This window comes from Streptococcus mitis (assembly GCF_946190325.1).
Taxonomy (GTDB): domain Bacteria; phylum Bacillota; class Bacilli; order Lactobacillales; family Streptococcaceae; genus Streptococcus; species Streptococcus mitis_CF.
Map to the genome: position 1 here is coordinate 1 of NZ_CAMHZR010000013.1, position 8,345 is coordinate 8,345.

The window sequence follows — 8,345 nt, forward strand, 5'->3', positions numbered from 1 at the left end:
GGAGTCACCGAATCTACTGATGTTGCCCCAGCGTTTTTAGCTTGAGTTACTGCATCGTTTGTTGTCGCGTTGTCGATCGCTTGTTTCGCTGCGTCGGCTTTGGCTTTCGCATCTTCCTTAGCTTTGGCTTTTTCTTCAGCCGTTAAATCGTTATTGGAATCAATCGCGTCATTCTTTGCTTTCAATGCGTCATCGATGGCTTGTTTTGCAGCTGGTTTGACTACCGGCGTTGGAGTCACCGAATCTACTGATGTTGCCCCAGCGTTTTTAGCTTGAGTTACTGCATCGTTTGTTGTCGCGTTGTCGATTGCAGTCTTCGCTGCGTCTGCTTTGGCTTTCGCGTCTTCCTTGGCTTTGACTTTTTCTTCAGCAGTCAAATCGTTATTCGCGTCAATTGCTGCTTCCTTGGCTTTTAATGCTTCATCTACTGCATTTTTTGCATCAGTTTTCTTTTGACTTGCTTGCGGGTTAATACTTTCCACATCAGCGACACCTGTAGTTTTCGCATTATCTACTGTTGAGTTTGTTGTTGCAGTATCAATATTATTTTTAGCCGCTGTTGCTCTTGCTTGTGCATCTGCTTTTGCTGCTTCTTTTTCTTCAGTTGTTAAATCATTTCTTGCATCAAGTTGTGCTTCTTTCGCTTTAAGTGCATCATCTATTGCTTTCTTAGCCACTGGTTTCGCTACCGCTGTTGGCGTTACTGAACTTACACTTGTCGTTCCTGCCGTTTGGGCTGAGTCCACTGCTACGTTTGTTGTAGCATTATCGATTGCTGTTTTTGCTGCATTCGCTTTTGCCTGTGCATCTGCTTTTGCTGCATTCTTCTCTTCCGTCGTTAAGTCGTTATTCGCATCGATGGCTGCTGCTTTCTCTCTTAAAGCTGTATCAATAGCTGCTTTTGCCGTATCTTTCTTAGTTACTACCGGGTTATCATTGCTAATCGCAGTTGTTCCTGATGTTTTCGCATTATCTAATGCTGCTTTTGTCGTTACCGAATTATCATTAATCGCTGTTAAAGCTTTTGTCTTATCGGCATTAACTTTTTCGATTGCTGCTGCTTTTTCTTCCGCAGTTGCATTTGTATTTGAATTAATTTCCGCAATTTTTTTGTCTGCAGCTGTATTAATTGCATCAATTGCAGGTTGTTTATTTAAACTCGTGAACTCTGATAAAGGTTTTGTATCAGTTGAACCATCTTTATACATTACAACAAGATTTCCATTAGCATCTTTTGTAATCGTAGAAATTCTTGACGCTTGATTGTCTACAGCTTGTCCTCTCTTGCTAGTAAAATTAGCATCATCGTTAGTTTGAGAGTATTCAATTTTTACTTTTTCTTTAATTTTTTCAAATTCGTCAGCCGTAACATTCGCTGGATCTACTACACTAACTGTTCCTTCTGGAGTCTTAATATCATATTTAGTAGTTTGATTTTTTACAACAAACTCAACATAACCTTCAATTTTTTGACGTTCTGCAGGATTAGTAGTTGCATTAATTCTTCCGTTAAAAGGTGCACTTTCTCCATTGTTGTCATCTTTTGCAACGATAACACTTGTCCATTTTTTCCCAGCAGTTAAATTCGTTGTTCCAGTCATTTTAATGGTTGCTGTCTTCTTATCTTCAGAAACAGAACCTGCTCCGCTTGTTACTGCGCTATCAACAATATTCCCTACTGCTAAACCAAAACTAGTTGCATTATTATAGTTAATGTCACCAGGGCCACGAAGTTTTAGGTCCTTAATCTTAGACTCATCCGTTGCAGTAAATGTTAAATCCGTTTCTTCGCCAGAATAGATATAAATATTTCTGTTTGCTTCGTTTGAATACGGTAGATTAACAACCGGCGGAATATTTTTTTGTACAATTTCCCCTACCGGTTTTGTCTTCGTAGAACCATCTGTAAATGTCACAACGATATTATTCCCAACGATATTAACAGATTGGATAACATCCTCAGGATGTTCAACTAAAGTTCCACGTTTATCAGCAAATCGTGCATCTTCGTTTGTTGTTGAATATTCTAATTGAATACTATCTTTGATTTTCTTTAAATCTTCTGCTGTAGGATTTGTCAAACTAGTTACAGAAATCTTTTCATCTGTAGGTTGAGATCTTAATGAATATTTCTTAGATTGAGCTTTTAATACTAAGTAGAAATACCCTGGGTCTGCAATACTATCACCTTTTTTAAGATTCTCTCTACCTTGATCATCAACCACCTGAATATAACGAGTACCCACGTTAAGTGTTTGGTTTTCTTGTTTTGTATAATCTCTGTGTTTTTTCAGTATATCGTTTGGACGACCTGTAATAACGATTTTCGCAGGATTTGCTTGACTCGCCTCCGATGTTACCCCTGCCGTTTCAGCACGATTTATTACCCTAGCAGTAAATCCAAATTCAACATCCAAGTCATTATCTGTACCTGCAACATTAGGGAATCTTTGTCTAGATCCTTTCTTAATCGTTGCATAACGAATCTTTCCAGTTTCAGAATAAACAGGAATTTCTAATGAGAAATGCTCTTCGTTATAGATATAGATTTTCTTCTCATCTGGTATGGAGAATGTAAAGTCTACCTTAGGATCTTGATTCACAGCTGCACGGAATGTTGTATCCTTTTCAATTTCACTCCCATTACGTGGATCATTGGCACCAGTATTTTCAATCGCATTTGATTCTGATGGTTTCTCAGTATTATCAGCTTTGATACCAACTGTTTCTTTACCTTCAGTTGTATCTGTTGAAACAATTTCTTTTTTCTCAACCAGCTTATTTCGTAATTTTGAGTTAACTGTAGCAACCAGTTTTTGATAGGCACTCGTCAATTCTTCTTGACTGCTTGCGTTCGCTAAAGTTGCTTTGGCATTAGCCAATTCAGCAGCTAGACTCGCTACACTTTCCTCTGTCTTATTAGCGTAGGCTCCACTTGAAATCTTACCTTCAATTTCACCAATATAATTTGCAAGTTGGCTTTTATCTAATTCTGGTTTACTAATTTTTGGCTCACTGATTTTGGACTCACTCTGATTTTCAGCCTTATCTCCAACTTCTTGAGCCAACTCTACTTTACTAGAAGACTCTTCAGTTACTTTCAATTGATCAGCTGCAACTGCTCCATTTCCTAAAAACATTAAAAAGGCAGCAACCGCTACACTCGCTGCACCAAAACTATATTTACGAATGGAGAAACGCATGATTTTTTCTTTTCTCTGATTCTCAAGGGACTTATCAGAAAGCTTGTTCTTCATTTATAATATTTCCTTTTCTCTTATCTGTATACACATTATATCATATTAAACTTTATGCGTATTTACAAATTACTTTATATTTAATTTTATAATTTTTAAGCTATTTTTGCAAGTTGTTTGAACTAGAACAGAATCCATAAAACAAAGCCCTGCCTGACATTTCATTTACTTTTTGAAAATCTATTTTCTAGTATTTTAGTTATAAATATATTCAATAATTATGCTTGTAAATGAACAGTCAATCACTACATAAATAAAAAGGAGAAGACATACTTGCCTCTCCTTTTTGAGATTAAGTCAGTCCCTTCAGGACTAACAAAATTATTTAAAGATTGAAGTTTTAAAGCTATTTGTTTGTTGAAGAAGTTTCTTGAAGATTTTCTCTTTAAGTGATACGGTATTATCAAATTTAACTGAGCCATTTTTAAGAGTAGCTTTATCTTTATCAACAGCTGCAGCAAATGCATTCTTCAAGTCATCGTAACTACTATATGTAGTGCCGTCAATTGTAACTGGGTTAAATCCTGCTTTCGCTTTATCAACAACTTCTTTGAAGTATTCTTTCTTCCAATCTTCTAGAGTATTAAATTTACCATCAGAAACTTTCTTAATGATGAAGTCATCTCCTAGAGTAGCATGACCTGCTTGTTTAGACTCATTTTTCAGCATGTTAGAAGCATAATTTAGGAAGCCTTTTTCATATCCAAAGTAACCCCACATACGGAAGGTGTTATGTTTGAATGACATTGCTCCTGGAGCTCCTTCACTCGTATTACCACCATAGATACCAGCAGTGATAGGCACAGTTACATAGGCAGAGCCAAATCCAGTTGGATCATACTGACCATTACCAGGACCGTGCTTGGTCATGAAGTTTTTCTCTACTAAGTCGTTAACAGATGTTAAATTATATTCTTTTTCTTCTGCATTTAAATCTCTAACGTTGTCGTATTGGTTCTTCGTATTAGCTCCACGAAGTTGCTTATCTACTTTCTTGAACCAAGCGTTGTTTAGTTCTTTACTGCCTTTATCAATTACAGCTTCTCCTTCAAGGTAATCAAGAAGCATAAGCGTATCATTGAAACCTTTCATGTAATGATCGATTTCTGCACGAGATGCAAGGTCGTTTGGATTTGTGTTGTACCATTGGTTTCCATCGTTTGGACGTTCGTATGCCATGTTTAATCCCAGTGCTTTAAAGTCACCGTTTGGACTTGTTTCAGCAGGTGATTGTAACATACCTTGTGCAAATGCCTCTAGGTCAGTACCTTCACGGTGTCTAGAACCACCTAAGTAAACCATGCGGTCATTTACGTGAGTCGTTTCGTGAGTGAAGGCTGAGATACCAAAGTCACTAATCATATCAGTAACCATGAAGAAGACTGAATCATCCTTATAAGGGTTACCGTAAATACGAGCTACAGCTCCCATACGCCAGTCAGTTGCATGATAACGACCTGTTGGCCCGTATAATTCACGGATAGGCGCTACATCCTTACCACTATTCGTATATCCATATTTATCTGTGCTGATTCCTTTATAGTTTTGGTTATCAAGTACTGGTGTTGGCACCATGTTATTGCTCTTAAGCAGCTGGTTGCGAACTTTATCCAATGATAGACGAGACCAGAAATCTAGGTAATTTTGTTGACCTTTAGCAACTTTATTGATTTCAGCTTTGAATGCTTCACGTTCGGCTTCAGTATTCTTACCGTATTTCTCAAATGAACTGTATGCCATAGTGTTATATGTTGAGATTAAGAACATATGCGCATCTTTTAAGTTAAGAAGTGGTAAAATCATCTTACCGTGAACATCGTTGTTTAATCCTTCGTATGCTCTGTGTTTCTTATCAGCAAATTCAGGAGTTGTTGTTTTAGGTTCAACGATATATACATTATCTTTAGTAGCTTTTATGAACCAATCGTTTAAGTCTGTGTCACTTGTGAATAGACGCATATTATAGTCTAAGAAACTGTTTAACTCACCTATACCAATAACTCCACCGATCGTTTCGCGATAAGCTTCTAAAGTTCTATCACCTTTAATGTTACTTTCTTTAGAACCAACCTTAATCAAGAAGTCTAACACATTTACATTCTTACCATAGAAGTCAGGTTTGAATAGCATTAATTCTTTAATATTAAAGTCATCGAATTTAACTCCGTAGTAACGGTTGAGGTAAGACAAACCAAGAAGAACTGCGGCCTTATTGTCATCGATTTTCTTAATCAAGGCACGTTTTACAGCTTCATCAGTGTTAAGCTGGTGATCTTCATTTTCAACTAACTTCGTAACGAATTTATTAAGATTATCTTTAACATACTTGAAGCTTTCTTCTAAGTACAAATCTTTAATTGCATTGACTTTGTTGCCACCAGTTCTACCCAAGTGTTGGTAAATCGGCTCAGATTGTAATTCTACTGAACTTAACTTGCTTTCGATAGCACTGATTAAATCTGTACGATCTTTAACCACCATATTTGGTGTATAAACGACTTCACCAAGCTCAGCGACACTGTATTCTTTCACTTGTTTCACTTTAGATTCTTTCGGTAAAATTGTTAAGATTTCTTTTGTCTTATCTGCGTAGTGAACCATAATATGGTCAGCATCTGTAAGGTCTGTGACAAAGTCATTGCCTTTCATTGCAGTTACAGACAATACTTCTTTCGTTAACAAGTTTGAACCTTCTGCAAGCTTGTTCCCTTGGTTAACAATCCATTCTTTGTTGTAGAACGGTTGAAGTTTTTCAATATTACGGTATGCAAGCTCACGAGAAGCATTGTAGTCATCAATGTTTTTGTATTGATCAGCTTTACTTACAATATTGTTCAGTTTATCTTCAATAGGAAGTGTGCTCTCGAATTTATCAGCAGTGATTCCCATTTTAGCAATTAATTCATCAGCTTTTTCTTTAGTTATGCTAGGAATTTTTTTAGAATTAGTATAAGTTGTTTTACCTTCACTTACACCCTCAACACTGTAGTTGCGCTTCGTTCTAGAGTATGTAAAGTAATCATCAGCATCAATATCAGAGTGACCAAAGACCATTTCACCAGTCTTAACTTTCATCATAGTGATGTTGTCTTCTATAGCCCCTAGTGCCCAGTTAGTCCCTAGCAGTCCACCAGACATAACGGCTTCTTTGAGTTCAATAGAGCCTTTTGCTACAGAGTTTCGAAGAGTACCTTCTTTACCTAAAGTATTGTTGTTGCCACCGTTTTGAGATGAATATACGATTCCAGCGGCCTTAGCTTTGTTACCTGTGATTTCAGCATCAACATAAGCTTTTTCTACAATACCTTTCCAGTTTTCACCGACGATACCTGTTAAGTAACCACCGCGATTTCCAGCAGCGTGTACTTTACCGATAAATGCAACGTTACTTAATTTTCCACTACCATCAATTTTATTTATAACACCAGATACATCATTATTACCAACAACGTTACCTGTTACTTTAATATTCTCTACAGTCGCATTATTTTTGATAACATTCGCTAGTGGTGCAATTCTATCAGTCCCTGGCATGTCGATATTTACATTTTCAAGTAGTAAATCTTTAACAGTACCACCGACAATATCACCGAATAAAGGTCTGTTCATATTGCTAATGGTAAATTTATTACCGTCAGTGCTTGTTAATGTTCCTTTGAAAGCATTAGTAACATAAGATTTTCCTGCTGGTTTAACGTTAGCAGCATTGATATTGATACCAAGCTTAAATGTGCCAGTCGGGTCTTTTTGCATAGCTTTTACAAGGTCGTCAAAGCTATAATATACATCACCTTCGTGTGTTTTTTGTTTTTCAAAGTAATGAACATACTCTTCGTTCAGCGTGTTGTCAGCATTCCGTTGAATCAAATCAGGTGCTTTGGCAGTAACTTTGTATAAAGTTTTTCCGTCTTTTTCTACTTCTTCAATCTTATCAACAGCCAGTCTTGTTATTTTATTGTCATGAGTGGTCACTCGTAAATAAAGCGGAGCAACATCAGCTGGTTTTTCTGTCAGCAAACTAGTGTCTGTTTCGTTACCATCAGCGTCCACACTCATCAAGCTTGTTTCTTTGATGTTTTTGATTTCAACTTTTTTGAGGTCAATTCTTAGCGGTTCTTCTTTCAGAACTTCTTCCTCATCACCCTCACCACGGTCATAAACCATCTTCGTTTCAAGTTTATAATCCTTGTAGTACTGTAAATCTGTCAGGGTAGTTGTCAAGTCATCTGGTGAAACATTCAATGTCTTCACAATCTCATCACCTTTTTTCAGAGTTAAGGTGATAGATTTAATGGCTGCCTTACTTGGATTTTCCAAATTATAACGAATTTGAGATGATCGTTTCAAATCATTAACATCAACAAGTGACAAACTTAAGATTGGTTTTTCAAAGTTTTTAGTTCCTAATTTGACGATACGATCTTGGTCTAACTCCAGAACCTGTTCCACAATTTTAGGTGCTTCTTCAGTTTTTAAACCTTTGATAGTTCTGTAAGTCTTGGTAACTTTTTTCTGTCCATCTTTTCCTTCTTGGACAGTAACTCTTTCACCTTTTTTCAGTTGGTCATCTTCTTTAAGAACTTCCTTAAATGGAATTTTTTCAAGACTTTCTTCTACCAGAGTTCCTTCAATTGGTTTTGTCCCACGGCTTATTTTTTTAGTGACTGGTTCTTTGACGACAGTAGTTGTTGTATTTAAAACTTGGTCAGTCTCAACACCTTCGAGAGTCTTATAAGTCGTTTTGGTAATTTTACTGCCCTTTTCTCCATCTTGAACTACAGTTTCTTCATCCGTATATTTGGTTGGATCCTCGATAATTTCTGTCTTATAGTCAATCTCAGTAGTAGTTTCTTTCGTAACCGCTCCCTCAGTTACTTTGTACTCAGGTAACTGTTCTTGTATAAGGGCTTGACCTGCTTTACCTTCCTCTTGTGTACCTTTTACTTCTACTTGGGCTTCTGGTAATTTTGGCTGTGTGAGAGCTTGACCTGCTTTGCCTTCCTCTTGGGTACCTTTTGCTTCAACTGGAGCCTCTGGTAGTTCTGGTTGTGTTAGAGCTTGACCTGCTTTGCCTGCCTCTTGGGTTCC

The 8,345-nt window shown here is 37.0% G+C and carries 2 protein-coding genes; both read right to left on the reverse strand.

What is annotated here, in order from left to right:
• Positions 1 to 3,257: sialic acid-binding adhesin (locus N8M95_RS08955; RefSeq protein ID WP_261117066.1), on the reverse strand; the 3,257-nt coding region annotated here is incomplete at its 3' end.
• A 321-nt stretch (positions 3,258 to 3,578) separates the two neighbouring features.
• Positions 3,579 to 8,345 (reverse strand): ZmpA/ZmpB/ZmpC family metallo-endopeptidase (locus N8M95_RS08960; protein ID WP_261117067.1); only part of this gene is annotated, 4,767 nt, incomplete at its 5' end.